This window comes from Bacillus sp. H1a, from assembly GCF_000633475.1.
GTDB classification, from domain to species: Bacteria; Bacillota; Bacilli; order Bacillales; family Bacillaceae_G; genus Bacillus_A; species Bacillus_A paramycoides.
This window is the reverse complement of the sequence record NZ_AYMH01000018.1, coordinates 14,286-40,457: the sequence shown is the minus strand read 5'-3', so window position 1 is coordinate 40,457 and position 26,172 is coordinate 14,286. Positions and strand designations below refer to the sequence as shown.

The window sequence follows — 26,172 nt, the reverse complement described above, 5'->3', positions numbered from 1 at the left end:
ATACGCAAAATATAATTTCATTATATGCTTTTCCGTTAGTATTTCCAACATTTTCACGGAATAATACTAGAAACCGGTAAAACCACCAAATAAACTTGAGAAATATACGATAATTTTCGTCATCCAGTTAAAGTACAGGAACACCCCCATGACAATCATAATGTATCCTCCGACTTTCATGAATGTCATGCTATTTTTTTTAATCCAAGACATTTTCGTAATAAAGAATGAAAGCAGGAAAAATGGGATAGCAAATCCAAGTATGTAAGCGATCATGTAAACCATTGCTGATTCTGGATTTGTTGCAGCTAATCCAATTACAGACACTAATATGGGCCCTGTACAAGGTGTCCATCCTGCAGCAAATGCTAATCCAATTAGAACTGAACCAAAATAACCACTCGGACGGTTTTTAAAAGTAAATTTACGATCTTGCATTAAAAATTTCGGCTTAAACACACCGACAATAATAAGTCCGAACACGATGATAAATATACCACCTAACTGTCTAATTAAATCTTTATAGTCCGTAAAGATTCCTCCGATAAAACTTGTACCAAATCCAATTGCAATAAATATAATTGAAAATCCAAGTAAGAAAAACGCTGTATGTATCATACTTCTTTTGCGAAGCATTGCATTTTCTTCTTTCAATTCAGAAACCGACATACCTGTTATGTATGATAAAAATGCCGGATAAAGCGGTAAGCAACATGGGGAAATAAATGATAAAAACCCTGCGCCAAACGCTAAAAATATACTAATATCTTGCATTATTCCACTCCTCTCCTCCTCAATATTGTAGCAAAAACAAATAAAAATGCTATGGACAATTCATGAACTAACTTTTCCAACATGACAATGAGTAAAACTACCCTTTCACACACTTTCTAATAAAACGTTTTCATTTCCTTCTATTATATAGAAAAATCTCAATCGAATTTTGAAACTCTTTCTAATTGTTACTAACATAACAAAGGTTCCATAGTTTCTCAAATCATTAGCACATTGCGATTGATTACACACATATTGACATTAAAAAATATTTTTTAAAAATGCTGTCTTTATACAATACAAAGCTGATTTTACAATACTTCCATTATTATTAATTTCAAGATTATGCATAAATATCATACTTTTATTATTATTCTATAAAATATCACACTTTTCTTTTATTTGACCCTACATTTTTAATTTTGTATACTTCCCTCTAGTTATATATGTCCGTTACGGAATAGTTTCATATAGATGGGGAGGAATTTTTCATGCTTCGTTATTCTCTTTTAGTTTTATTAGGAGCGTGTAGTTATGGGGTTTTAGCTATTTTTGTTAAACTTGCATATGCAGAAGGATTTTCACTTGGAGAGGTAATTGGTAGCCAGTATTTGTTTGGTTGGATTATTTTACTTGCTATTACACTTCTATTTTCTAGACATCGTGTTCCACTAAAACAAATGTTAATTTTATTCGTCGCAGGAACGTCTGCAAGTTTTACTGGAATTTTTTATTACGCTTCTTTAAAAACTGTACCAGCTTCTATTGCAATTATACTTTTATTCCAGTTCGTTTGGGTTGGGATTATCATTGAGGCAGTCGCAACGAAAACATTGCCTTCAAAAGAAAAAGTAATTTCGGTTATTTTCTTACTTGCAGGTACATTTTTATCAAGCGGGTTATTAGAAAAATCAGCAGGTGATTTCGATACGACTGGAATCATTTTAGGTTTATTATCTGCTATTACATTTGCAACATACATTTTCGTAAGTGGTAAAGTTGCTGTTGAAGTACCTTCATTACCACGTGGTGTTCTTTTAATGACTGGTGCTTTAACTTTAGTTATGATCGTATTCCCGCCAACATTTCTTTTTAGCGGGGCAATTTCTCAAGGCCTTTGGAAATACGGCTTAGGATTAGGAACATTTAGTATCGTTATTCCGTCCATTGCCTTTACAATCGGCATTCCAAAAATCGGCTCTGGTCTAGCGACTATTCTTGGTGCAGCCGAACTACCTGTTACAACAATTATGTCTGTATTCGTTTTAAAAGAAGCTGTGCTTTCTTCACAATGGTTCGGTGTATCACTTATTTTAATCGGTATCACAATCCCGCAAATTGCATATGCAATGCGTGGACGTTATAGAAAACAGCATACTCATAAAAAAGTTGCCGCATAAACGAGAGAGGATTTTCATTTGAGAATCCTCTCTTTTATTATTGTGTTATATAATGAATACAAATATTTCATTTAAGAAAGAGGGTATAATAAGTGGCATCCATTCCAAATCAATTAACAGAAAAACTTATTTCTATTCGTCGACATTTACACGAATACCCAGAACTATCGTACGAAGAATTTGAAACGACAAAAGCGATAAAAAATTGGTTAGAAGAAGCTAATATTACTATTATTGATTCCAATTTAGAAACAGGAATTATCGCTGAAATTTCTGGTAATAAAAACGGTCCAGTTGTAGCTCTTCGTGCAGATATTGATGCCCTTCCTATCCAGGAAGAAACAGACCTTCCATACACTTCAAAAATACACGGTAAAATGCATGCTTGTGGGCATGATTTTCATACAGCTGCTATGTTGGGGGCAGCTTACTTATTAAAAGAAAAAGAATCTTCCCTTAACGGAACTGTTCGCTTTATATTCCAAGCTGCTGAAGAAAGTGGAAACGGAGCATGTAAAGTTGTTGAAGCTGGACATTTAAAGAATGTACAAGCCATCTTTGGTATGCATAATAAACCTGATTTACCAGTAGGTACAATCGGTATTAAAGAAGGTCCACTGATGGCTGGAGTAGATCGATTTGAAATTGAAATCCACGGCGTTGGAACACATGCTGCTGTACCTGATGCGGGCGTGGATCCTATCGTTGCATCCTCTCAAATCGTTATGGCACTGCAAACAATTGTAAGCCGCAATATTAGCTCTTCTCATAACGCCGTCGTAAGTGTAACAAACATTCATTCAGGGAATACGTGGAACGTTATTCCTGAAAAAGCTACGTTAGAAGGAACTGTTCGTACATTCCAAGCTGAAACACGCGAAAAGATTCCGGCATTAATGGAACGTATTATTAAAGGCGTTTCTGATGCACTAGGTGTAAAAACAGAATTCCGGTTTTATCCAGGCCCTCCTGCTGTTCAAAACGATAAAGTACTCACTGCTTTATCTATCCAGATTGCAGATCAAATGAATCTAAACGTTATCTCTCCTAACCCATCCATGGCAGGAGAAGATTTTTCTTTCTACCAACAAGAAACACCAGGTTCATTCGTCTTTATGGGAACAAATGGTACACATGAATGGCATCATCCTGCTTTTACAGTAGATGAAAAAGCATTGCCTATTAGTGCAGAGTATTTCGCCTTATTAGCCGAAGAAGCTATTCATCAATTATCACAAACAAAAAGCCGTTAAGTTCTCCCTAACGGCTTTTGCTTATGCTGTTAAATCTCGTTTTAAAAATACAGTATAGGAAATCCCTAAAAATACAAAAAGGTATAGCAATAACATACAAGAAGCAAATGGGAATGTTACCCCATTAATAAGGCTTCCACTCTTCAAAATCCCATATAAATCTGTATTCGCTGGCAATAAATATTTCGCCCATTCATATCTCGCCGCTGGAATTAGTGCTATTCCTCCTGATAAAGCCAGAAATAAAGAAATACCGATTGCTCCTCCACTTGATCTCGTTAAAACGGAAAGCATAAAGGCAAATGCCGCATACACAAGAGTTGGTAACCAAGATAAAATGTAATATTTACTTGCTTCCACGAAAATGTTTTGTTTTATAATATTTCCATCTTGAACGATAAATTCAGTCCAGGATGGTTGTTGGAATTTATAAATAATCAATCCGCATAACGTTGAAAAGATCATATTAAATATAAATAATAATGCCGCAAATATAACGATCGCCAAAAATTTCGATGTTAAAATTTTAAATCTACTCGCTGGACGAATCGTTAAAAATTTATATGTTCCCCAGCTATATTCATTCGCAAAAATTGTACTCGCATACACAAGAATAAACGGAAGTAAAATAGGAAAAACAATAAAACCAGTATCTCTCATGAAAGAAAGTGGAGAACTACTTGCTGGCGCTGTATTCGTATCTAAATACTTCATCTTAAGTTGATATTCTTTTACAAGCTCGTCCCCTGAATTTTCTGCTAAAATATCCTCTTTTTTCATACCAAGTTTTTTCTGAATTTCTACAGTTCGTTCTGTATAATCAGCTTTCCACTCCGGTGTTTCCGACTCTAAATACTTGACCGTAACCCATCCTAATCCAATAATTAACACCGCAATAACTGCATAAGGAATAATCGTTCGCTTTCGCTTAAATATTTTATACAGCTCGTTATAAACTAAATTAAACAATATCTTTTCCTCCTGTTAATTCTAAAAACTGCTCTTCTAGCGTTTTTCTTTCTTCATATACACGATAAACTTGAATGTTTTTCTCCATCAATGTACGAAGAATATTTGGGATTTCTTCATCTTTCACGTTTATAATTAATTCATTATCTTTTACTAAAACATCGTATTCTAAAATTTCTGCTGCTTTATTCGCATCATCTACACATATATGTATTTTTTCTGTTTCTACATTTTTATCACTTTGAATATTTTGCGTTGCGACGTATTCTCCATGCTGAATAATAATAACCCTGTCACACATTAATTCAACTTCTGAAAGTAAGTGACTAGATACAAGAACAGCTTTTCCTTGTTCATGTGCAATTTTCTTTATGTACATCCGCATTTCATGTATACCACTCGGATCTAATCCGTTCGTTGGTTCGTCTAGTATTAACACATCTGGATCGTGTATAAGTGCCTGAGCAATTCCTAAACGTTGTCTCATACCAAGTGAATATGCTTTTACTTTACGGTCAATAACTTGTCCCATTCCTAACAATTGCACAACTTCATTGATACGCCCTTCAGTCACATTACCATTCATTCGTCCGAAATATGTTAAATTTTCATAGCCACTTAAGAAAGGATAAAATTCTGGTGTCTCAATTACAGCTCCAATTTTCGTAGCAGTTTTTTCAAACTGTTGTTTTACAGATTGACCATCAATCCATACTTCTCCTTCTGTCATACGAATCATTCCGACCATCATTCGCATTAACGTCGTTTTCCCAGCACCATTTGGTCCTAATAAGCCAACTACTTCACCTTTTTTCACTTCAAAACTAATATTTTCTACTAACGTCTTTGAACCAATACGCTTTGTTAATCGATCAACTTTTACGATCGCTTGCTCATTTATCATTCCATACAACCTTTCTTCGCAGCTCTTTTTTCAGTTCTTTCCACTGTATCATGATTAATAACATGTGTAAAATGAAGAAAAAGCCATGATTTCTCATGCCTTTCTCCTCGTTTCGTGTGACTTTTCACCCTTTAGCCTTTGTATAAATCTACAACATTGCCACATTGATATTTTAATGACGATTATCATAACAACTGCTGTTACCACTATCGCATACATCGTAATCGGAGCATTTGTTACTCCTTGGATTCCTACTGCTTTCATAAAAATAATAGTAAATAATTTCAAAAATAACATACCATGAATTAATCCAAAAACAAAAGCTCCTCCGTAAGTTAATAATTGCTCCTGACATATTAAACAAAACATTTCTTTTCTCGTCATATTCACCACTTTATACGATTTAAACTCCTCTCTTCTTACCTGTAAAAGAGAGGCTGTCATTTTATAAGTAATGAAAATACACACAAAAACTACAAATAAAAACATTGCATAAAACCACTTTACAAATATAGGTGTATATCCCGCTTTACTTACTACAGCTTCATTGAATCGGAATGATATCATAGAAAAACAAATCATTGTATTCATAGCAATCCACATAAATTGTTTTAACCTTTTGGTAGCAAATGTTTGTATATTTTTTCTCGCCAACCGAAATAAAGACATAAATTTCTTCCCCTACCTTACTTCATAACATACGTATTCTATACTACTAGTGTATAAAAATATGACATTTTAAACATCGCACTACAATCGGAATCTTTACTAGGCCTTTAGTCCTAGAAAACGGACATGTTTACCTCTTTACAGTTGAGCATAAAAAAGAAACAAAAAGCGAAAATGCACTTTAATTGCATTTCCGCCTTTTGTTTAACGAGGTGAATCTTTATATAACTTAATTATCATGAATGCCCTATACTCCATCAATTACTCAACTCTCGCATCTTCCACTTCAATCCTTTTTTTCTCTCTTGCAATTTTTAAGAACTCTAACAGCTCTGGATTACTATTCATTTTTTTGTAAGCTACCGACATTTCTGCTACAAAATTAGAGTCGCATAGTTCCTTATATACCACTTCTGTTTTATACAACTTATTTGCTGATACAGGTATTACCGTAATTCCAATACCTGCTGCTACAAGACCCATGACAGTTTGATACTCCGTTGCTTCTTGTACAATTCGTGGACTAAAGCCTACATCGCGGCAAAGCGATAAAATTGTATCATATAACGCCGGCCATACCGGTCTCGTAATAAATACGAACGGTTCATCTCTTAAATCTTCGATATGTATTTTATCCTTTTCAGCAAGCGGATGTGCCTTCGGTAAACATAACGTACACGAAAGTTTTTGAATTGGTTCTAACTCAAGTAATTGCGTTGGAATTGGTGGACGTAAAAATCCAATATCAATTCGATTATCATGAAGTGCATGCACCTGATCCGGTGTTGACAATTCATGCAATGCAACAGACACTCTCGGAAATTTCTTTCTATACTCCCTGACGATAGACGGTAAAATATCATATATCGCCGCACCTACAAAACCAATTGAAAGTGATCCCACTTCTCCCCTTTGTGCACTTTGTGCAACTTCTACTGCTTTTTCGATTTGTTCAAACGCTTTTTTCACTTCTTTTAAAAACATTTCTCCCGCTTCTGTTAATTCAACCTTTCTCTTCGTTCTTGAAAATAACATAACTCCCATTTCTTTTTCTAATTGCTGAATTTGTTGACTAAGTGGTGGTTGTGTCATTTGTAAACGAGCAGCTGCTCGTCCAAAGTGTAACTCTTCTGCCACTACAACAAAATATTGCAAATGCCGTAATTCCATTTCGGACACCCTTTTCACTTTCGATTAATACATCTAATATATTAATAACACATAATTTATATATTAGACAAACATTTTGAATGAACGTATAGTAGAAATTGTTAATTCTTTTTTACAATTTTCATGTAAAAAAAGAAAGAGGTGGTTACTGTATGAAATGGTGGAAGTTAAGCGGACAAATATTATTATTATTTTGTTTCGCTTGGGCAGGTGAATGGATTGCAAAACAGGCACACCTCCCAGTTCCAGGAAGTATAATCGGTATTTTTTTATTATTAATCTCATTAAAATTTAACATAGTGAAAAAAGAATGGATACAAGACGGTGCAGACTTTTTACTAAAAGAACTTATTTTATTTTTCATCCCTTCTGCAGTCGCTGTCATTCGTTACAAAGATACGTTATCACAATATGGAATCGATCTCATTTTAATTATCGTGATTAGTACACTTTGCGTCACTCTCGTAACAGGACTTTTAACAGAATTGCTATTAAAGCGGAAAGGATCAACGCAATGATCGGCTTTCTTTGTTTACTATTAACACTATTCACATATTGGGTATCTAAAAAAATGTATCAACGCTGGAATTGGAGCTTACTTTCTCCTCTTCTTGTATGCCCAATCATTTTAATTGCCTTATTACTCGGATTAGATACACCTTATGAAACATATGAATCTGGCGGTCAGTGGCTAACTGAATTGTTAAAACCTGCAACGGTTGCTTTCGCATGGCCAATCTATAAATACTTTGATCTATTAAAAAAACATGGAACTGCTATTTTAATTAATGTCATTGTCGGTTCTTTTCTATCAGTTATTACTTCAGCACTACTAGCTAATTTTTTTCAAATTGATTCATCAATAGAACATAGTTTAGCACCACATATTGTAACGACGCCTATTGCAATGGCTATTTCAGAAATGATTGGTGGCATGTCACAATTAACAGCAGTTTTTGTCGTATTAACTGCCTTAACTGGGGCATTACTTGGCCCTTCTCTCATACGCATATGCCGTATTAAAACAGCGCTCGCAAAAGGTATAATGCTAGGTACTAGCGCAAATGGAACCGGAACATCAAAAGCATTTGAAATCGGTCCTGTAGAAGGAACAATTGCAAGTTTATCAATGCTTTTAACAGCCGGAGCTAGCTTAGTTATCGTTCCACTTTTTTTATCTTGGTTACACTAAAAAAGGCAAGTGTTTAAACACTTGCCTTTTTATTTATATATTTATTTAAAAGCTCATGATCCTCTGGAAAAGATAAAGATAATTCTTTCACTTCATCTATTCCTTTCCAATCTATTTCATGTATTAGCTCATCGGGATCTTGTATTTTCATGTTACCGCCTATTAACTTTACGATATAGTAATGCACATGAACTGGTACCCCATATGTTATCCCTTTCTTTTCACATAGTTGTTCTATAATTTCCACTTCATAACCCGTTTCTTCCCACACTTCGCGAACACAACACTCTTCAAGTGTTTCTCCCTCTTCTTGTCCTCCACTTGGCACAGACCATCGTTTCTCTTCATCTACTTTTCCTTGTAGTACCATTAAAAATTCATTCTTTTCATTCATACATATAGCTGCCGTCCCAATCCATCTTTTCATCCTATCTCCCCCCATACTAAATTTCGATCTTTCTTTATATTTATCCTTGAGAAAAGAGGAAAAAAGTAAAAAGATGCCGAAAGATTACATCAACTTCATGAGCAGTCCCTTCTTAGAAATTCAATATGGAAGGATGAAAATATGATTTCTAAATATGTTGTGGAGTGTGTCTTTTGTGAAGAAAATCGAAAACCTCGGCAAGCCATTGTCACAGTGTCCGCCACTTCTCAGCTACTGGCAATTCAAAAGGTACGAGCTGAGTGCAAACACCGCTTCGGAAAAACTTTATTATTGCAAACAGAAATTAAAGAAGAATTACTTATTGAACCAAAAGAAAGCTGACCATAAATTGGCCAGCTTTCTTATCCGATCATATTTTCACATGAAGATTAGGGGCATCCTCTTTAAGGATCGGGATTTTCCCATTATGTGCGTTCCATAATGGTCATCGAACAATATATTTCTATACAATAAACTATTGAATAGAATAGGGCAAAACTTGTTCGCATTTTTAGAAAAGGGATAGGGATATAATTCAAGTAATACTTCGAATACTCGAACTTTACACTCATTATATTAAAACAAATCCTTTTATATGGGAAATATGAATTACTTACATAATTCATTCGTAAAACATATTAATAGTTTTCTATATATACTTCTCACTAGACTAACAACATACATCCAGCTAATATCGGTGTCATAATCATCGAAAACCTTAGTAGCACGCGAGGTGCATAATTTGTAAACTTAGCTCCTATATATGCTCCTAACATTGTCCCAATTAAAACTTGTACTAATAATACATAATCTAAATACCCTTCCGAACTATATCCAAATCCCCCTCCAATTGCGATTGGTAATATAACAAGCATTGTCGTCCCTACAGATTGCCGAATCGTTAAACCTAATAGAACCATTAATCCGAGTTGGATAAAGGGTGCTGAACCAATCCCAAATGAACCAGCTAACATTCCAGTAACCAGTCCGAGACATATACATTTAATCAAGTTATCATTCGAAAGTTCTTTATGCCCTTTTAAAGACGACTGCTCCCTGTTTTGAAACATAATCAAACGAATAAACATAAAAATTGCAGATAAAAATAACATCCCCGCTGTAAACCAGTGTAGAAGATTCGCTGGTATTAGCGAACCAAACTTTGAACCAATAAAGGAACCAATTGCTCCGAATCCCCCAACAATCCCGCCTATTACAAGCACAACATTCCCTTCTCGGTAATGACTTACTACTCCGGATAATGTCGTAAATGCCATAGCAGTTAAAGATGTTGCAAGCGCAACATGAATAGGGATATGGAATACTAAAGTAAGTATCGCGATGATAAATCCTGCTCCTCCCGCTCCAACAAATCCTAATAAAACACCCATTAATAACATCGTTGTAATAATTGCCACATAATCCCCCTCCAGTACTCCAATTATCTAATATATCCTCTCTTTCATACAAATAAAAAGCATCCTAAACGGATGCTCTTACTACTTTTCTTTATTGATAATATGTACTTAATCTTGATTAATTAAAATAACAGCTGGACCAGAGACAACTACTCCTGCCACTTCTATCTTTTCAAATTCATTCACTGTAATAGATATAACCCCTTCTCTTTCCATCAATTCCTTACTCAGGACATCAGTCGGTATCTTTTTCACCGTCTTACCTCCTTTTCATTTTATACAATATTACAAAAGACTACCCAATGCATCTAAATATATGCATCACCTCCGCTTTCATTCCTTATTCCAGTCAAAATTCAGATCCCCTTTCTATAAAATATTGAAAAATAAAAAAGCACTCGCTAAAGCGAATGCCTTTCTATTATTTACTCTCTATTACTTTTAACATTCTATTAATAAATGCTGCTGATTCTCCACGTGTTGCGGAACCTTTCGGCATAAACTCATTGTTCTCATTTCCTTTTACAATTCCAAGCCCATAAACACGTTGAACAGCTTGCTTATCATACGCTAAATTTTGATCCGTGAATGGTAATTGAACTAAATTACCATTAATATTTTTGTATTGTAACGCTCGATCAATCATAATGACAGCTTCATCACGTTTAATCGTATCATTCGGTGCAAATAGGTCGTTTCCTCGTCCACTTATAATCCCAGCACTAGCTGCACGATTAATACCATCTACTAGCGATGGATGCGCTGTGTTTAAATCTTTGAAATTCGATTTCCCCTCTGGTAATTGTAATGATCTTGAAACTAAATTCGCAAATTCCCCGCGTGTTACAAGACGCTCAGGCCAATAAGAACCATTTCCATCTCCAACCATAATACCTCTTTTATTTAATTCACGAATATCCGCTTCATACCAACCGCCTGTAATATCATCTTTATGATTTGCATCATAATAAGCTTTTGTTCCCTGTAAGAATGGTTCCCATGCATTATTCTTTATCATAATAGCCGGACAATTTTTCCCGCTCCAAAATTGATGTTTTTTCACATTTTCTAAAGGAATATTTAATTCCCCCATTAAATAAGCCGCTAGTTTGCGAGCATTTTCCACAGCTTTATTATAATCACCATCTTGGTTGACAGCAATTTCAATAGCAATTGATTCTCTATTACCAGTTCCTTCTGCTCCATCTCCAGCATGCCAGCCATTTTCATTTAATGGTAGATGTTGATAAATTTCTTTATCATCTACTGTAAAATGCCAAGATGCCGAACGATCAGTCGTTCCTGTTGCTTGACTGTATAAATATTGTGCATGGTTTCTAGCATTTGCTCCAACACTATAATTATCTGTCTCATGAATTGTAATGTATTTAGGTTTCATCGCATAGCCTGGACGAATATTTTCATTTCCTGTCGGTACAATCATTTCCTTTAATGGTACACCGTAAATATCCGTTGTTTTCTCTGCTGATGGTGCTGCATACATAACCGCTTCACGTTTCTTACGAGTTGGGGTTGTGCTTTGAATAAGAGATGCTTTTGTACCCTCAAATTTCGCTGAAGGTGAATAGATCCATTTCACCTCATTATCTATTTGGACTTGGAACCACTCTCCAGCTTGTCCAATAGCAATAATTGTTTGCGGCTGTAATACTTTCTCTTCTTTATATGAATTGAATGGTGCGGAATATGTAGCTGTTTCTTCATTAATTACTAACTGTTCGTTTGATAAGTGATAAATTCCCTTAACCTCTACATTTCCTTCACTATTTTGTATCCAGCCAGCTCCAGATGATGTTTCAACATAGTAAGCGTTTCCTTTTCTTTTCTCAGCTTTCACTACTTGATTTGAAATCTGAACACCTGTCGCTTTTTGTAAATCAGCAGAATCATATAAAGGTGTTGAACTTATTATATGTACAAGAAAATCTCCTTGCGCTTCATTTGTTATTCCTTTGTCCTCTCCACGCCCATCTTCATCTTTCATATGGGTTTCAATACTTTTTAAAGCTTGCTCGTCAGTTGAGATTGTTACGGTCTTTTCTACTGTGTCAGCATAGGAAGAACTTGGAATCGTTACCAAACTAAATACAATTGATGCAGCTAAAACATTATAAAATCCTTTTTTCATACTAATTATTTAACACGCTTATATCAAAATTCGTGTTAACTTCCCTCCCTAATCTAAAAATTTAATCCTATCTAGTAAACTTCTAAACTAGATAACCATTTACAATATAACAAACTCTACCTCATTCGTATAGATAGGAATGACTACTATTTGCCTACTTTTTCTATATTGGAATATAGAAAAGAAGCTATAAAAGGTATAGCTTCTTCCTCTCACTATTTCAATCTCGTTGCACCTTATAGTCTATAACCCTACCATCTCTATCAAATTGCAACACAAGACATTCACTATCTATAGAAATGAAACCACGTTCATTCCCAAGATAATACAAAGTAGTAATTCCCTCTTCCAAGCTTCTTGTTTCCGTAGGGGCCCCCAACAATTTTATAATTTCATCATTGGATTTCCCTATCAATTTATACCGCTGTAATAGGTCATCTACCATATGTACCCGTTTTTCTTCATAATTTAACCACCGATTCTGATTAAAGTTTGAAGTATATTCATTTATACTTAATTGTACAGTGCACACTATTAATGGAATGAGACCCACCATCATTACTGTGAACAGTTGTTTCTGATCTTTATTACGCCTTTCCGAAACATGTAAGATAGACTTTTGAATAATAACTAATAAAATAAACGGTATTCCTATTACCAAAACACTCATTACGCTCAATGACACATGAACCATATCAATAACGATAATAAACGCAATGTACATTAATATATACAAACAAAAATAAATGTACAATATCCCCCACAATATAGAACTTTTACCTTTCTCCACCCAGCACACCTACTTATCCCGATATTTACGCTCAGTATGACTCACACCTCAAAATTCGGCCGTACAGCAAAGAAATTAAGTGGAAATTAGTTTGCCCGTAAAAGCCCAATTGGTATAACTAATTGTCAGCGTAGGATGGATACCCTCACTGACTAAAGTCTCACTTTACTTTTCACTTCGTAACATAATTCATCTGGCCAATTATATCTCTAATCTTTTGTAGTTCTTGTGCTGTATATATTATTTTACCTGTTAAAATTTCATTTCTGAAAAACGTTACAATTTGCTCTCTATCTTTTAATCTTGGCAATTTTTCATTAGAAAGATCAATAACTTCTTTGCCACTCTCATTTTCAAAATATACAACCGGTTTCACTTTTCCCTTTACAATATCTACTTGTATTCCTTCCAAATAATTATATACAGTTTGAGCTAATTTTTTCGCTTTATATGCTGGATTCCCTTCATTTCTTACTTGCAAAGTTAATGAAGTTCCATCCGTAATAAATTCAAATGTCTCTTCTTTTTCAATTTCATATTGATACTTGCCGATTTCATCAATCATAAATGAATATATACCCGCATTTTCTCTCGTTAAGCCATGGATTAATTTCCCTGTCCATTCTTTCGTCTCAATTAGATAAATGCCAGTTTTGCATAAGATGAGGTGATGGATTCGATTATCGTTTATTTCACGTTTATTTCTATATTTATTACTTCTCATAAAAACGTTCGGTATAATATGAAACTCATCTTCTAGTATGATTCCTTGTTCAACAAAACCTCGTTTCATATAATGTAATGTTTCATGTGTATTCAATTCAGCACTATTTTTGGCATACTCTCGTAAATCTGCAATTAAATTTTGAAACATATGTAGTTCATTACTATGCCTATCTTGCATTTCACTGCGTTCTTTACTATGTTGAACAGCTAGTTGATTTTTCATCATACGCATATTTTCAAGTTCTCTAGCTGTACTCACTTGTAAATCATTATATTTTTTCTGTTCCATATTCTTTAAAGTACTTTGTTGTTCTTTATGCTCTGTAATCGTAGCTGCAATTTCACTTTCATACGTTTCAATCGCTTGTTTCTTTTCAAATTCTACTTGCTGACTCTCTGATTCTAACTGTTTATTTTTATAAAACAGTACAAACACTGCAGCTAATAATATTAAAATTCCACCTATTAGCACATATTCCATGTTTTTTCTCCTTTATTTCATTTCCGATTATTTTTATAAATATATCGATTATATTATACTATGCTTTTAATATACACTTTATAAAAATTATATTTTTTTATAAAAAGACACCTCAAGTAAGATACCTTTTTATAGTAAGACTGCTGATAAAAAACAATTGGTACTGGTCAATTGTTCAATAATCAGTGTGGACAATCCTCATCAATTAAGGTTTCACTTTATTGCACACCATATTGAATATAACTTGAATCATAGTATACCCATTGATTTGTCCCTAAGCAAAGCCATCCATCTTGCTTACTCCATACTCGATAGGATTCACCATGATGTAACTGTCTTATAACATTCCCGTTTAATGACGGAGCGTCTCGCAGATTCACATTATCGCCAGTAATAGTTGCCACATAATGTTTATACTGAATATAACTTGAATCATTATATACCCACTGATTTATCCCTAAACAGAGCCATCCATCTTGTTCACCCCAAACTTCATATGATTCACCACGATTCAATTGGCGAATTACACTAGACTGTAAAGATGGTCCACTTCGCAAATTTACATTATCTCCATTAATTACAGCAACTCCGTATACTGGAGTTGCATTATTAGGTGGAGAAACATTACCTCCACCACTTGCTCCATTTCCTTGTAAAGCTTCTAATGAAACAGCTGCTGATACATCACAATTTCCTACACCTGAAATTTGACCAGAACCTGTGTACTGCCATGCTGTCCACTCTGTCCATCCACCAGCATCAGCAGGCGGTGTACTAGAATATCTGGAAATCCAAAGTGGAATGTCACTTAACCCGTTAATTCCGAATTCATTAATATACCAAACTCCTGTATATAACATTACATTTTTCCCAGTAGCTTGTTTCACATAATTTACGAAACTTCTTGCCCAATTCGATATAGTCGCACCCGTTAAACTACTATTGCTAGAATTCGTTGGCGATTCTAAATCTAAAACAGGAATTAAGTCCGTCTGATTACTCTGTAATATATTCACAAAATATTTCGCTTCTGAAATTGCATCATTTTTTTCTAGGTGCGCAAAATGATATGCACCGATTAATACATTCGCATTTCTCGCAGCTTGTACATTTTGAACGAAAGTAGGGTCAATATAGTTCACACCTTCCGTCGCTTTTGCGTACGCCGCTGGAATGCCAGATGACTTTACAGCATTCCAATCAATGTTTCCTTCCCAATGAGACACATCAATAAACGTAATATTTGAACTGGATCTATTTTGCATATAAAAGCTCCTATCAAATTTTTTTATTCCGTATACAATATGTACAACTTCAGTTATAGGACACGACGTTTAAGAAAAAAGTGGCATCGAAACTACACCGTCCACCAGAAACTCCATTAATACACTTTTAACACCTCAAAAAAGCCTTGTAATTACAAGGCCTTTTGTAAACTCCCTTTATTTTGTAGTAAGTACATATTGTAGTAAAGTCCTTGTTTACTAAGTAACTCCTGATGTGTTCCTCTTTCTATGATTTCCCCTTCATGCATAACAAATATTTGATCCGCATCTTGGATTGTAGACAATCTGTGTGCAATCGCTATCGTTGTTCTACCTTTTCTCATTTGCTGTAATGCCGTTTGGATAGCCTCCTCTGTTTCTGTATCAATATTTGCCGTTGCTTCATCTAATACTAATACTTTCGGATTAGTTGCTATCGTTCTAGCAAAAGCAATTAATTGCCTTTGACCACTAGAAAATGCAGCTCCTCTTTCGACTACTTCTGTATCATATTGCTCTGGTAATTTTTCAATAAACGTATTCGCTTGCACAAATCGTGCTGCTTCTTCTATCTCTTCATCCATAATTTCTTCATTATACATACGAATATTTTGCTTTACATTTCCCGCAAATAAAAATGCATCTTGTAACACAAGACCAATTTTCTTCCGAATTTCTTGTTCTCCAAACTTCTCTAAATCCACTCCATCTATTACAATATTCCCTGATTTAATATTGTAAAACCTCATTAATAAATTCATAATTGTACTCTTACCACTACCAGTGTGTCCAACGAAAGCAACCGTTTGCCCTGGCTTTACGTGAAAAGATACATTTTTTAATACGTCACGCTTCCCATCATATGAAAAGGTAACATCTTTAAATTGAATTTCTCCTTTATCTACTCGTGGATTTTCACTCCCCATTTGAACAGGAGCTAAATCTTTATCATCCATTAAATGAAATACACGCGATGATGAAACGAGCGCTTGCTGGAAGAAAGATAATTTCATCATCATCTCATTTACGGGCTGGAAGAAACGGTGAATATAGTTAACGAAAGCATATAAAACTCCTACTTCAACAGGACTCTTTAAAGCGTCGATTCCAAATAACCCAAGAACTAACGCAATTGCTACAATATGAACAAGATCTGTTGCTGGGCGTAAAAGTAATGCATCTAATTTTAATGTACGACGTCCAGCACTATAATGCTTGTTGTTCACTTCTTCAAACTCTTTTCTCATCCGCTTTTCTTGTCGAAATACTTGAACAATATTCATCCCCTGGATGGACTCATTTAACTTCGCGTTTAATATACTTAGTTGATTACGTACCTCTAAATAAAAAGCTGCACTTTTCCGACGATACAGTACCATAATCGCAAACATAATTGGAATTAATATGAGAGAAAATAGCGCTAATTTTACATCTAATAAAAACATCGCTACTAAAATCCCTACTAAAAAGACTACATTTTTCACGAATGTTGATAGTACACTAACATAAAAATCCTTAATCGCTTCCGTATCATTCGTTATGCGAGATACGAGCGTACCAATCGGCGTACGATCAAAGAAACTTAATGACAACTTTTGAACGTGTTCATACACTTCAACTCGCATATCTTGGACAATCTTAAAAGCGATATTTTGAAAGTACAATAGGTCTAAATAAGTAAATAATACTTTTAGTAAGTGAGCAATAATATACACTACAAATAGAGTAACAAGTGCCGATTGTTCAAAGTTGCGTGGTACTAAGTATTCATCAAGAAATTGTTTAATTAAAAAAGGACCCATCATTTCAGTTACAGTTGCACCAACTAGAAATATAAATGCTAGTGACAATAGCCCTTTATATGGCCTCATATAAGAAAGCAATCTCCTTAAATCGCTCCGCTTTTTCTCAGCCATCATACGCCTCCTTTCTCTACTAACGCCTCTAACTGCTGGCTTTCGTACATTTCTCTATACCAACCATTTTCTTTCATTAGTTGCTCATGTGTTCCTCGCTGCACAACCATACCTTCATCAATAACAAGAATAAGATTTGCATGCTGAATCGCACTTAAACGGTGCGCAGTAATAATCGTCGTTTTTTCTGCTCTTTCTCGTTTCAATGCAGTTAAAATCGTTTCTTCTGTTTTTGCATCTACAGCCGATAAACAATCATCTAAAATTAAAATTTCAGCATTCGTTAATAACGCACGCGCAATGGAGATTCGCTGTTTTTGGCCTCCTGATAGCGAAACCCCTCTTTCACCTACTACCGTGTCATATCCCTCTGGAAATTGAATAATATCATTATGAATACAAGCAATCTCAGCAGCACGGGTAATTTCTTTATATGTAGCATCGGCCTTTCCAAACGCAATGTTCTCCCCAATACTCGCTGAAAATAAAAAATGATCTTGCGGCACATATGAAATTGCAGAGCGTACACCGTGAAGTGTTAAATCTCGAATATCCCGCTCACCAACTTTTAATTCACCATTAAAATGGTCATACTCACGAATTAAACATTTTAACAACGTCGTCTTCCCTGCACCAGTACGTCCTACAATTCCTAACGTTTCACCTTTTCTTAAGTTAAAATAAATATCCTTTAAGTTTAATAGTTCATTTTTCTTATAAGAAAACGAATCAACAGCGAATGAAACATCACCACTTGCTATAGTATGTATAGCATTTTCCCTATTCACTACATCTGAAGTTTGTGAAAGTATTTTCTCCACACGATCAAACGAAGCGCGTCCACGCTCCATAATATTAAACAGCCACCCAAAGGCTAACATTGGCCATACAAGAGTCCCTAAGTATGTTGTAAATGTTACTAGTTCCCCTACAGTTAATTCGCCCCGTACTACTAATAGTGATCCGTAACAAACTGCGATCAAAAACGAAAATCCGACAATAAGTGCAATCGTTGGGTCGAATAACGAGTCAATACGTGCGACTAACATATTTTTATGTACGACATCTTCCGATTTCTTCCTAAACGCTTGTAAATCCTCTTTCTCTTGTCCGAGCGAGCGAATTACCTTCATCCCACTCATACTCTCTTGTACTTTATCATTGATTTCAGAAAACGATTGCTGCGCTTTATGAAATCTTCTATGCAATAAAGTTCCATAATAATTTGTAGAGATCGCTACAATTGGCATTGGAATTAAACTTAATAACGTCAACTTCCAGCTAATTGTAAACCCCATCGCTACGAGTACACATCCTCCAACTGCTAATGAGTCAACAAGTGTTAAAACACCCGATCCAGCAGTTTGCTGAATCGCCTGAATATCATTCGTCGCATGTGCCATTAAATCGCCCGTACGACGTGATTGATAGAAAGTTGGGCTCATCTTTGTAAAATGTTCATATAAATTTTTTCGTAATTGACGGGCTAGTTTTAACGATGATCCAAATATCATAATTCGCCATAAGTAGCGTAATATGTACATCGTAATGCCTACAACTACTAGCAGAATGACCCATTTCAACAATTTTTCAGACGTTAATGTTCCATTATTAATTTCATCTACTACAATCCCTAGTACTTTGGGTGCTACAAGTTCAAGAAGCGCGACGCCAAATAACATAATAATTCCGATTATGTATGCTCGTTTTTCTTGTTTAAAAAACCAAGATAAATTTAAAAACACTTTCATATTTATCCTCCTCCCTTAAAATGAGCGATGTTTTCAGTTTAACAAAAATACAGAATTTTTAAAAGTTTTAAAAATTTTTCAAAATCCAAAAGGAAAGGGCACTCAGTAAGAGTGCCCTTTAGCGCTTATTTCGTTTGTTGCTTGTTCATCGCGCTCATCATTTGATTGATTTTCTTTTGGGAAGGTTTTTGTCCCATTTGCATCATCATCATTTTTAACATTTGTTCGTTAATTGGTGGATTTTTTTGTAAGTAATTCATCATGTATTTGCGTGCAATGAAAAATCCTAATGCCACGCCTGCTACTAGTGCTACTACGCCCACTAGAACACCTAACCAAATTGACATATATTTTCCTCCTTCATGTTGTCTACCTTACAGTGTACTAAAACCATTTCAATAAGACAAGATACTATTCGACATTTTTTACACATATGTCCGTACTTGTTTGAGAGGATTTAACCAACCATACTTTTTATTCTCATAATCCATCGCTAAAAATGTTAACTCACACTTTCTAAGCACCTCAAAGAAAGTTGTTTCCATGGATACATTTCCAGAAGTATTCATTCGAATATATTGTGATTTCACCATTATTTCGCCATATTCCGCTCCCGTATAAAGCGTATGCGTATGTTGTGTTCTATCATATTTACCAAGAACCCTCAAAGCTTGTTCTAATTTATGATGAATTTTCATTACTTGTAACGGCATTGTTATATACATCATTTGCTTATATAACACCTTTTTCTCCGAAAGGGAACCAGATTCTGAAAATCGAGCAAATAAATCAAAAAACAAATATTCACGACCAAAGTAAGCTTTCGCAATATCCTCTTGAATTAAATACAATTCATACGTTTTCATTTTTTCCCTCCCGATCTGGACAACCTTTTGCCTACATTATATAAAAGAAAATTTGCAATGATTGTCTGACTATGGAGAGAGAAAAAACTTTTTCTGTCGAAAAAACTCAATTACATAGAAAAATCTCCCCATGCTGGAGAGATTTTTCTAAAATCATTAAAGTATTTCTTTTACTTTACGAACAACGTTCTCTACAGTAAATCCATACTCTTCCATAATCTTCTCACCAGGAGCAGAAGCACCGAATGTATCGATACCTAGTACATCTCCATCAAGACCTACGTAACGGTGCCATCCGATTGTAGCACCCATTTCAATTGCGAAACGTTTCGTTACTGCTTTTGGTAATACAGATTCTTTGTACTCAGCAGTTTGAGCTTCAAAGCGATCCATAGATGGCATGCTAACAACAGCTGCATCAACGCCGTCTGCTGCTAGAGCTTTTTGCGCTTCGATTGCTAAGCTTACTTCAGATCCAGTTGCAATTAAGATTACATCAGCAGTTTCTTTCTTACTTGCAGAAACTACATATGCACCTTTTGCCACTTTTTCATAAGTATCGTCTTTTGCGCCTTCTAATGTTGGAAGATCTTGACGAGTTAACACTAATGCAGTTGGTGTTTTTGGAGATTCTAAAGCTAATCTCCAAGCTGCAACAGATTCGTTACCGTCAGCTGGACGAATAACAGAAACATTTGGCATTGCACGAAGTGCTGCTAATTGTTCGATTGGTTCATGTGTTGGACCATCTTCACCAACAGCAATACTGTCGTGTGTGAATACATACGTTACAGGCAATTGCATTAATGCTGCAAGGCGAATTGCTGGACGTAAGTAATCAGAGAATACGAAGAACGTACCACCGTAAGTTTTTAAACCGCCATGTAGTGCAATACCGTTCATTGCTGCACCCATCGCAAACTCACGAACACCGTACCAAATGTTTTTACCGCTGTAATCAGCTCTTGTGAAGTCTTTTTCGTTATTCATGTATGTTTTGTTAGAACCAGCAAGGTCAGCAGATCCACCGAAGAATGATGGTACAGACTCTGCAATAGCATTAATTACAGCACCTGAAGAATTACGTGTTGCTGCTTTTGATCCTAATTCATAAGTTGGTAAGTTTTGCTCCCAACCTTCTGGAAGAAGACCATTCATTGCTGCTTGCAACTCGTTTGCTAATTCTGGATATGCTTGTGCATATTCACCTAACATTGTGTTCCACTCAGCTTGTGCAGTTTCACCAACATCTTGTACTGTTTTACGGAAGTTGTCATATACTTCTTCTGATACATGGAAATCTTGTTCAGCAGTCCAAGCATATGCTTCTTTCGTTAATTTTGTTTCGTCTACACCAAGTGGAGAACCGTGTGAAGCTGATTTTCCTGATTTGTTTGGAGAACCGAAACCAATTGTCGTTCTTACTTCAATTAGCGTTGGGCGTTTTTCGTCAGCTTTCGCTGCTTCAATTGCTTTTGCGATTGCTTCAATATCGTTTCCATCCTCAACACGGATTACTTGCCAACCGTATGCTTTGTAACGATCTTCTACACTTTCAGAGAATGAACGATTTAAATCGCCATCTAAAGAAATGTCATTAGAATCGTATAACACTACAAGACGACCTAATCCTAAGTGTGCAGCTAATGAAGATGCTTCAGCAGAAACGCCTTCCATTAAATCGCCGTCACCGCAAATAGCGTACGTAAAATGATCAACTACATTGTACGCATCACGGTTATATTTTGCTGCTAAATGTCTTTCAGCCATCGCCATACCAACAGCAGTTGCAATACCTTGCCCAAGTGGACCAGTTGTTGCGTCTACACCTGCTGTGTGACCATACTCAGGATGTCCTGGAGTTTTGCTTCCCCATTGACGGAAGTTCTTTAAATCATCCATCGTTACATCGTAACCAGATAGGTGAAGTAGGCTGTATAATAACATTGAACCATGACCTGCAGATAATACGAAACGATCACGGTTAAACCACGTTGGGTTATTTGGATTGTGTTTCATAAATTGAGTCCATAATGTATAAGCCATTGGTGCTGCACCCATTGGCATTCCTGGGTGACCAGAGTTTGCTTTTTCAATCGCATCAATGGATAATGTGCGAATCGTGTTGATAGAAAGTTGTTCGATTGAATGTGACATGCTATTCTTCCCTTCGCTTATATTAGTAAACGTTTTATACATTTATATGATAGCTTCCCACGCAAGATTATACAACATGTATCGACAAATATGTTGATGTTTTTTTGATTTTTTATAAAAAAATCAATGATTCCGGCAATGTATGGGCATTCAATATGACATACTTTTTCATTATTTTTATTTTAGGAAGAAAGGGAATTATCTGTATTTTTATACAAAACACTACATCCACAAATGTGAAATATACCCGTGTTATTAAATACTATCCAAATTATTTCTCTTATTATGCAAAAAAAGCACCTTGTGTGGGTGCTTCAAAAAACACTTATACGATTCTCTTTCGAATCGAACTCGAAATAAAATCAATAATAATTACCATCAAAATAATACCTAGTAAAATAATACCTACACGAGACCAATTTCGTGAGCTTAGTGCAAAAATTAAGGGTGTACCAATTCCGCCTGCTCCAATAACTCCTAAAATTGAAGCGGATCGTACATTAATTTCAAACCTATATAACGTATATGACAAGAAATCCGGTAATACTTGTGGTAATACTGCATGCCAAAGTATTTGAAAACGATTCGCTCCTGTTGCAATCAACGCTTCCGTCGGCCCTTTATCTATATTTTCAATCCCTTCCGAATACAGTTTCCCTAACATTCCAATAGAATGCAGTCCTAAAGCTAATACACCCGCAAAAGAACCTGGACCAACAGCCTTTATAAATAATAGCGCCATAACTAACTCCGGAAATGTACGAATAAAACTTAGTACAAATTTCCCTGTTCCAGAAGTCACTTTTTCCGTACTCATATTTGTTGCTGCCCAAAATGCAAATGGGACAGATAAAAATGCTGATATAAATGTACCTAATATTGCGATTGCTAACGTATCAATTAAACCATGCAATAAGTCTTCGCCATCCGGTAATGACACGTACGACCAATCCGGATGTAACACCCCTGTCATGATCGCTTTTGTAATTTCGCCAGCTGTATCCTTTATTCCTTCTAGCGGTACTCCGGAAAATGCCCATATATAGAGAACTGCAAGTGCAATAAAAATAATCCAACGATATAAACTCGGTTTCCTTGGTTTCGGTACCACCATCTTCGATTCACTCATCATAATTTCTCCCGTAACAATGTACTTATATAATCAATTCCCAATACAACAACGAGTGTATAAATAATAATAGAAGCAGTTTGTTGATATTGTAAAAACCCAAGCGTTCGATCATAATATAATCCAATTCCGCCTGCTCCAACTAACCCTAAAACAGCGGCTGCACGTACATTCACCTCAAATGTATACAGAACATAAGAAACGAAGTGTGCCTTCACCTGTGGGATTACTGCATATACAATCCACTGCACCTTATTTGCTCCTACAGCGGTCATTGCTTCTAATGGACCTGGATCAATCGATTCGATTGATTCATATAATAACTTCGCAACAAGTCCAATAGAGAAAAAAGTAAGCGCCAAAATACCTGGAAGTGGTCCAATTCCAAAAATCGCTACAAAAATAGCTGCTAATAATAAATCTGGTATCGTTCGAATTAAATTTAAAACGAATCGAGCTGGACCATATAAAGCCATATTTGAAAACACATTACTCGCCGCGAATAATGCAAGTGGAATAGCTAAAATGGCACCTAAAGTCGTTCCAATAATAGCCATACGAATTGTGTCTAATATCGCCGTTGTAATTACCTGAAAATAGCCCCAATCTGGTGGTACCATCTCCTTCAGCAAATCCATCATATTTGGAAAGCCAGTTACAAGTTTCGAAAATGATGCATCTACCTGTACACTGCTACTCCACAATAATAAAATGATAATAGCAGCAGTTAACATATGCTTCAGTTTACTAGGGGGTTTCGGTATCGTTTTCGAATGTATAGTCACATCATTCATTTGACTGCCACCTCTAACAATTCACTGCTCTGAATGGAGTTCCCATAAATCTCAGCAAATTTTTCATCCGTTGCCTCTACTACAGGTCCATTAAATACAATTTCACCTGCATGTAACCCAATAATACGCGTCGCATACTCTCTAGCCAAATCAATAGAATGTAAGTTTACAATCATTGTAATTCCAAAATCTTGATTAATTTTCTTTAAATCATCCATTACCTGCTTCGTAGTAAGCGGATCTAAAGAAGCGACTGGCTCATCAGCTAAAATAATTTTTGCCTCTTGCGCAAGTGCCCTTGCAATTGATACACGTTGCTGTTGACCTCCTGATAACTCATCAGCCCGCGCATATGCTTTCTCTAAGATGTTCACTCGTCCCAAGGCTTGAAAAGCAAGCTCTACATCTTCTTTAGGAAATAGCCCGAGCGTTGTACGTAATGTAGAATGATATCCAACACGTCCGGCTAATACATTTTTTAAAACAGTAGATCTCTTCACAAGATTGAAACTTTGAAAAATCATACCAATGTCTCGTCGCATACGTCGTAACTCTTTTCCTTTCGCAACAGTAATAGATTCTCCATCAATAATAATTTCTCCACCTGTAATTTCATGAAGTCGATTAATCGATCTGAGAAGTGTTGATTTTCCAGCCCCAGATAACCCTACCATAACGACAAACTCGCCTTTTTGAATTTCCATATTAATATTATTCAATCCTTTTGTACCGTTCGGATAAACTTTGGAAACATTTCGAAACTCAATCACGCCTTTTACCTACTTTCTACTTAATAATAAAAATCGAAAAATGGCCCACTAACTGAAAACACACACAATTCCAGTTAGTCGCCATTTTCACTGAACCTGTAAAATATCCGTATGTATTATTGCGTTTTTACTTTCTTTCCATAATCACGAACGATATCAAATTTACTATCATCAGATCTAATATATCCTTCATGCGAATATATTTCTTTAATAATTTTTTGTCCCTCTTCACTCTTTCCAATTTCTATAAATGCGTCTTGTAATTTTTTACTCCATTCAGCATCTAAGTCGGAGCGTACAGAAATAGTATCGTTAGGAATCTTTTCTGTGAATTTCACAATTTTTGTTTGATCAAACACATTAGGATAGTCTTTTTTTACAATATTACGAGCATCTTGGAATACAACCGCAGCATCTACATCCCCATTCAATAGAGCGATAATAGATTGATCATGACCTTTTAATGTAACAGGTTTCACATCTTTTAATGGATCTATCCCTTCTTTCAGCAATACAGCTGCAGGCCACACATATCCTGCTGAAGATGTTACATCTTGATACCCGATTTTTTTACCTTTTAAATCTTTTACACTATTAATGTTAGAATCTTTCTTTACAACAAACTCAGACTTATAATAATCTACCAAGTCTTTTGTTGGAGCTCCTGTTGCATCATCTACTCCAAATCGTTGTGCTTGTAAAATTACATTTGCGGCCTTTTTTTCATGCGCTAATACATATGCCGTTGGAGGCAAGAAACCTACATCTACTTGTTTTGATGCCATCGCTTCTACAATCGTATTGTAATTCGTCGAAATACTAACTTTTACAGGGATATTCAGCTTATCACTTAACAGTTTTTCTAGTGGTTTTGCTTTTGCTTCTAACGTATCAGCATTTTGCGATGGAACAAATTGAACATTTAAAGTCTTTGGTACATAACCTTTTTTCGTATCTTCACTTTTATTTGTACTTGATTCCTTCGCCCCACAACCACTTAATAATCCCGCTGCTAATACAACCGATGTACCCATTGCAAAAACTTTTTTCAACATGTTAAATCCTCCATTTCCCTTGTTATAAATTTACTTTTTGTAAACACGTAGAAATATATCACATATTTTCCCATACAATTATTTATTTACAGAATTTTTACACATTCTAAACATTCCAATCAAACTTCATTTCACATATCTGATATG

General features: G+C 35.4%; 26 protein-coding genes. 5 read left to right on the top strand and 21 right to left on the bottom strand.

The features are described from left to right. Nucleotides 1-66: 66 nt before the first annotated feature. Nucleotides 67-774, bottom strand: a complete 708-nt coding sequence (gene ccdA / locus U860_RS0107585; protein ID WP_025148037.1) for a cytochrome c-type biogenesis protein CcdA — start codon at nucleotides 772-774, stop codon at nucleotides 67-69. Nucleotides 775-1,265: 491 nt separating this feature from the next. Between ccdA and U860_RS0107580 the strand changes: the two genes are divergently transcribed. Together U860_RS0107580 and U860_RS0107575 are read left to right on the top strand one after the other, a co-directional pair. Next, nucleotides 1,266-2,174, top strand: a complete 909-nt coding sequence (locus U860_RS0107580) for a DMT family transporter (protein ID WP_025148036.1) — start codon at nucleotides 1,266-1,268, stop codon at nucleotides 2,172-2,174. A gap of 92 nt (nucleotides 2,175-2,266) precedes the next feature. Further along, entirely contained in the window at nucleotides 2,267-3,427 is a 1,161-nt protein-coding gene (locus tag U860_RS0107575; RefSeq protein WP_025148035.1) for a M20 peptidase aminoacylase family protein, read from the top strand. A 21-nt stretch (nucleotides 3,428-3,448) separates the two neighbouring features. Here the strand turns inward: U860_RS0107575 and U860_RS0107570 are convergent, their stop codons facing one another. The 4 genes from U860_RS0107570 to alsR all read right to left on the bottom strand — a co-directional run bounded on the left by U860_RS0107570 (nucleotide 3,449) and on the right by alsR (nucleotide 7,139). Next, nucleotides 3,449-4,396 carry an ABC transporter permease subunit gene (locus U860_RS0107570; RefSeq protein WP_025148034.1) on the bottom strand — a complete coding sequence of 316 codons (948 nt, stop codon included), beginning with the start codon at nucleotides 4,394-4,396 and terminating at the stop codon, nucleotides 3,449-3,451. Continuing rightward, nucleotides 4,389-5,300, bottom strand: a complete 912-nt coding sequence (locus U860_RS0107565) for an ABC transporter ATP-binding protein (protein WP_025148033.1) — start codon at nucleotides 5,298-5,300, stop codon at nucleotides 4,389-4,391. Before U860_RS0107565 ends, U860_RS0107570 begins: the two co-directional genes overlap by 8 nt. Nucleotides 5,301-5,393: 93 nt before the next feature. After that, nucleotides 5,394-5,969 carry an FtsX-like permease family protein gene (locus U860_RS0107555; protein ID WP_025148032.1) on the bottom strand — a complete coding sequence of 192 codons (576 nt, stop codon included), beginning with the start codon at nucleotides 5,967-5,969 and terminating at the stop codon, nucleotides 5,394-5,396. 261 nt (nucleotides 5,970-6,230) lie between these two features. Continuing rightward, nucleotides 6,231-7,139, bottom strand: a complete 909-nt coding sequence (gene alsR / locus U860_RS0107550; RefSeq protein WP_025148031.1) for an acetoin biosynthesis transcriptional regulator AlsR — start codon at nucleotides 7,137-7,139, stop codon at nucleotides 6,231-6,233. A 152-nt stretch (nucleotides 7,140-7,291) separates the two neighbouring features. Here alsR and U860_RS0107545 point away from each other — a divergent pair, with 152 nt between their 5' ends. Then, complete coding sequence (locus U860_RS0107545) at nucleotides 7,292-7,657, top strand: CidA/LrgA family holin-like protein (RefSeq protein ID WP_025148030.1); 366 nt, start codon at nucleotides 7,292-7,294, stop codon at nucleotides 7,655-7,657. Beyond that, nucleotides 7,654-8,331, top strand: coding sequence for an LrgB family protein (locus U860_RS0107540; RefSeq protein ID WP_002172940.1), 678 nt, complete (start codon nucleotides 7,654-7,656; stop codon nucleotides 8,329-8,331). The genes U860_RS0107545 and U860_RS0107540 overlap by 4 nt, the downstream gene beginning before the upstream one ends. A 13-nt stretch (nucleotides 8,332-8,344) precedes the next feature. On the opposite strand, the gene U860_RS0107535 is transcribed toward U860_RS0107540, so the two are convergent. Further along, the gene (locus U860_RS0107535) at nucleotides 8,345-8,758 is read right to left on the bottom strand and encodes an NUDIX domain-containing protein (protein ID WP_025148029.1); all 414 of its coding nucleotides are present in this window, start codon (nucleotides 8,756-8,758) and stop codon (nucleotides 8,345-8,347) included. A 141-nt stretch (nucleotides 8,759-8,899) separates the two neighbouring features. On the opposite strand from U860_RS0107535, the gene U860_RS0107530 reads away from it, so the two are divergent. Beyond that, nucleotides 8,900-9,100 (top strand): DUF3903 domain-containing protein, encoded by a 201-nt coding sequence (locus U860_RS0107530; RefSeq protein ID WP_025148028.1) that lies wholly within the window; start codon nucleotides 8,900-8,902, stop codon nucleotides 9,098-9,100. Nucleotides 9,101-9,423: 323 nt separating this feature from the next. On the opposite strand, the gene U860_RS0107525 is transcribed toward U860_RS0107530, so the two are convergent. The 15 genes from U860_RS0107525 to U860_RS0107455 form a co-directional block, all read right to left on the bottom strand. Continuing rightward, a complete protein-coding gene (locus U860_RS0107525; RefSeq protein WP_025148027.1) occupies nucleotides 9,424-10,176 on the bottom strand; it encodes a sulfite exporter TauE/SafE family protein in 753 nt (250 codons plus the stop codon). A gap of 108 nt (nucleotides 10,177-10,284) precedes the next feature. Then, entirely contained in the window at nucleotides 10,285-10,431 is a 147-nt protein-coding gene (locus U860_RS31275; RefSeq protein WP_002172944.1) for a BC1881 family protein, read from the bottom strand. 166 nt (nucleotides 10,432-10,597) lie between these two features. Continuing rightward, the gene (locus U860_RS0107515; protein ID WP_025148026.1) at nucleotides 10,598-12,325 is read right to left on the bottom strand and encodes an S-layer homology domain-containing protein; all 1,728 of its coding nucleotides are present in this window, start codon (nucleotides 12,323-12,325) and stop codon (nucleotides 10,598-10,600) included. Nucleotides 12,326-12,545: 220 nt separating this feature from the next. Next, nucleotides 12,546-13,115, bottom strand: coding sequence for a hypothetical protein (locus U860_RS0107510; RefSeq protein WP_025148025.1), 570 nt, complete (start codon nucleotides 13,113-13,115; stop codon nucleotides 12,546-12,548). 172 nt (nucleotides 13,116-13,287) lie between these two features. After that, on the bottom strand, nucleotides 13,288-14,322 hold the full coding sequence (locus U860_RS0107505; protein ID WP_025148024.1) for a nuclease-related domain-containing protein: 1,035 nt from the start codon (nucleotides 14,320-14,322) through the stop codon (nucleotides 13,288-13,290). 218 nt (nucleotides 14,323-14,540) lie between these two features. Then, entirely contained in the window at nucleotides 14,541-15,587 is a 1,047-nt protein-coding gene (locus U860_RS0107500) for a GH25 family lysozyme (protein ID WP_025148023.1), read from the bottom strand. Between the two features lie 152 nt (nucleotides 15,588-15,739). Next, a complete protein-coding gene (locus tag U860_RS0107495) occupies nucleotides 15,740-17,503 on the bottom strand; it encodes an ABC transporter ATP-binding protein (RefSeq protein ID WP_025148022.1) in 1,764 nt (587 codons plus the stop codon). After that, on the bottom strand, nucleotides 17,503-19,254 hold the full coding sequence (locus U860_RS0107490; protein WP_025148021.1) for an ABC transporter transmembrane domain-containing protein: 1,752 nt from the start codon (nucleotides 19,252-19,254) through the stop codon (nucleotides 17,503-17,505). Before U860_RS0107490 ends, U860_RS0107495 begins: the two co-directional genes overlap by 1 nt. 125 nt (nucleotides 19,255-19,379) lie before the next feature. Continuing rightward, entirely contained in the window at nucleotides 19,380-19,601 is a 222-nt protein-coding gene (locus U860_RS0107485; RefSeq protein ID WP_002172951.1) for a YneF family protein, read from the bottom strand. A 78-nt stretch (nucleotides 19,602-19,679) separates the two neighbouring features. After that, entirely contained in the window at nucleotides 19,680-20,120 is a 441-nt protein-coding gene (gene sirA / locus U860_RS0107480; protein ID WP_025148020.1) for a sporulation inhibitor of replication protein SirA, read from the bottom strand. 156 nt (nucleotides 20,121-20,276) lie between these two features. Then, the gene (tkt, locus tag U860_RS0107475) at nucleotides 20,277-22,277 is read right to left on the bottom strand and encodes a transketolase (protein WP_025148019.1); all 2,001 of its coding nucleotides are present in this window, start codon (nucleotides 22,275-22,277) and stop codon (nucleotides 20,277-20,279) included. Between the two features lie 325 nt (nucleotides 22,278-22,602). Continuing rightward, nucleotides 22,603-23,406, bottom strand: coding sequence for a phosphonate ABC transporter, permease protein PhnE (phnE, locus tag U860_RS0107470; RefSeq protein ID WP_025148018.1), 804 nt, complete (start codon nucleotides 23,404-23,406; stop codon nucleotides 22,603-22,605). After that, complete coding sequence (phnE, locus tag U860_RS0107465; protein WP_025148017.1) at nucleotides 23,406-24,200, bottom strand: phosphonate ABC transporter, permease protein PhnE; 795 nt, start codon at nucleotides 24,198-24,200, stop codon at nucleotides 23,406-23,408. Before phnE (U860_RS0107465) ends, phnE (U860_RS0107470) begins: the two co-directional genes overlap by 1 nt. Beyond that, a complete protein-coding gene (phnC, locus tag U860_RS0107460; RefSeq protein WP_025148016.1) occupies nucleotides 24,197-24,970 on the bottom strand; it encodes a phosphonate ABC transporter ATP-binding protein in 774 nt (257 codons plus the stop codon). The genes phnE (U860_RS0107465) and phnC overlap by 4 nt, the downstream gene beginning before the upstream one ends. A gap of 116 nt (nucleotides 24,971-25,086) precedes the next feature. Next, on the bottom strand, nucleotides 25,087-26,025 hold the full coding sequence (locus U860_RS0107455) for a phosphate/phosphite/phosphonate ABC transporter substrate-binding protein (protein ID WP_025148015.1): 939 nt from the start codon (nucleotides 26,023-26,025) through the stop codon (nucleotides 25,087-25,089). Nucleotides 26,026-26,172 lie beyond the last annotated feature (147 nt).

Bases quoted from the DNA above. Each gene is read 5' to 3' on its own strand.
- U860_RS0107565 (WP_025148033.1), bottom strand. From the start codon at position 5,300: ATGATAAATGAGCAAGCGATCGTAAAAGTTGATCGATTAACAAAGCGT.
- U860_RS0107540 (WP_002172940.1), top strand. From the start codon at position 7,654: ATGATCGGCTTTCTTTGTTTACTATTAACACTATTCACATATTGGGTA.
- U860_RS0107515 (WP_025148026.1), bottom strand. From the start codon at position 12,325: ATGAAAAAAGGATTTTATAATGTTTTAGCTGCATCAATTGTATTTAGT.
- phnE (WP_025148018.1), bottom strand. From the start codon at position 23,406: ATGAGTGAATCGAAGATGGTGGTACCGAAACCAAGGAAACCGAGTTTA.
- phnE (WP_025148017.1), bottom strand. From the start codon at position 24,200: ATGAATGATGTGACTATACATTCGAAAACGATACCGAAACCCCCTAGT.
- U860_RS0107500 (WP_025148023.1), bottom strand. From the start codon at position 15,587: ATGCAAAATAGATCCAGTTCAAATATTACGTTTATTGATGTGTCTCAT.
- U860_RS0107535 (WP_025148029.1), bottom strand. From the start codon at position 8,758: ATGAAAAGATGGATTGGGACGGCAGCTATATGTATGAATGAAAAGAAT.
- U860_RS0107580 (WP_025148036.1), top strand. From the start codon at position 1,266: ATGCTTCGTTATTCTCTTTTAGTTTTATTAGGAGCGTGTAGTTATGGG.
- ccdA (WP_025148037.1), bottom strand. From the start codon at position 774: ATGCAAGATATTAGTATATTTTTAGCGTTTGGCGCAGGGTTTTTATCA.
- U860_RS0107495 (WP_025148022.1), bottom strand. From the start codon at position 17,503: ATGGCTGAGAAAAAGCGGAGCGATTTAAGGAGATTGCTTTCTTATATG.
- sirA (WP_025148020.1), bottom strand. From the start codon at position 20,120: ATGAAAACGTATGAATTGTATTTAATTCAAGAGGATATTGCGAAAGCT.
- U860_RS0107490 (WP_025148021.1), bottom strand. From the start codon at position 19,254: ATGAAAGTGTTTTTAAATTTATCTTGGTTTTTTAAACAAGAAAAACGA.
- alsR (WP_025148031.1), bottom strand. From the start codon at position 7,139: ATGGAATTACGGCATTTGCAATATTTTGTTGTAGTGGCAGAAGAGTTA.
- U860_RS0107555 (WP_025148032.1), bottom strand. From the start codon at position 5,969: ATGTCTTTATTTCGGTTGGCGAGAAAAAATATACAAACATTTGCTACC.
- U860_RS0107545 (WP_025148030.1), top strand. From the start codon at position 7,292: ATGAAATGGTGGAAGTTAAGCGGACAAATATTATTATTATTTTGTTTC.
- U860_RS0107485 (WP_002172951.1), bottom strand. From the start codon at position 19,601: ATGTCAATTTGGTTAGGTGTTCTAGTGGGCGTAGTAGCACTAGTAGCA.
- tkt (WP_025148019.1), bottom strand. From the start codon at position 22,277: ATGTCACATTCAATCGAACAACTTTCTATCAACACGATTCGCACATTA.
- U860_RS0107455 (WP_025148015.1), bottom strand. From the start codon at position 26,025: ATGTTGAAAAAAGTTTTTGCAATGGGTACATCGGTTGTATTAGCAGCG.
- U860_RS0107530 (WP_025148028.1), top strand. From the start codon at position 8,900: ATGATTTCTAAATATGTTGTGGAGTGTGTCTTTTGTGAAGAAAATCGA.
- U860_RS0107505 (WP_025148024.1), bottom strand. From the start codon at position 14,322: ATGGAATATGTGCTAATAGGTGGAATTTTAATATTATTAGCTGCAGTG.